This window comes from Pseudomonas sp. AC463, assembly GCF_979253585.1.
The window spans coordinates 1-621 of the sequence record NZ_CEEDDZ010000064.1 but is presented as its reverse complement, the minus strand read 5'-3'; the positions used below and the strand labels follow the sequence as shown (position 1 = coordinate 621).

Here is a 621-nt window from a genome sequence, read left to right as displayed (position 1 = left end):
CTTATGTTTACATCGCCGCACAGACTCGAATAGTGTTCCCGCGCACCTGTTTCTTGTCCGCACGCCCCTTCCGGCAGCCTTTATCCGATCACTCAGAGCCGCCCGCGACTCAGGAAAACCGATGTACACGATGACGAGCACCTGTTTCCAGGTGATGGCCAAGACCCTGCTCGAACAAGGTATCGACCCGAGCAAGCTAGATCATGAGTTGGTCGCAGCGCTGAGCCGCGGTGCACCGATCAGACTGGCACAGGTCTATGGCCTGTTTTCTCAAGCGACCGAGCAGGCGAACGATCCGGATATCGGCCTCGCCACCTACGCCCGCGCTCACCCGAGCATCCTGGGCGCGCAGTGCTACTCGATCATGTCCAGCCCGACGCTGGGCAGCGCGCTCAAACTGTTGGCGGACTTCCATCCACTGACCAGCAATGGCTCGCACATCCTTCTCGAACAGCGACAAGACACATTGAAGCTGATCGGCCTGGAAGTCGGCACCGCCCCCGTACCGGCCCCTCGCGCATTCATCGATGCAGGGGCCGCATTGACCCTTGGCCTGATCCACTGGCTGACGCCTCACGAAAAACCCATGCCGCTGGCAGCGGAGTTCACCTATCCGCAGCC

Annotated in this window: 1 protein-coding gene; it reads left to right on the top strand. The window is 60.7% G+C overall.

Going from position 1 to position 621, the window contains the following annotated elements; all coding sequences use genetic code 11:
• Positions 1–121: 121 nt before the first annotated feature.
• On the top strand, positions 122–621 hold a 500-nt coding region (locus tag AC0IYH_RS29085; protein WP_471837472.1), incomplete at its 3' end, for an AraC family transcriptional regulator ligand-binding domain-containing protein.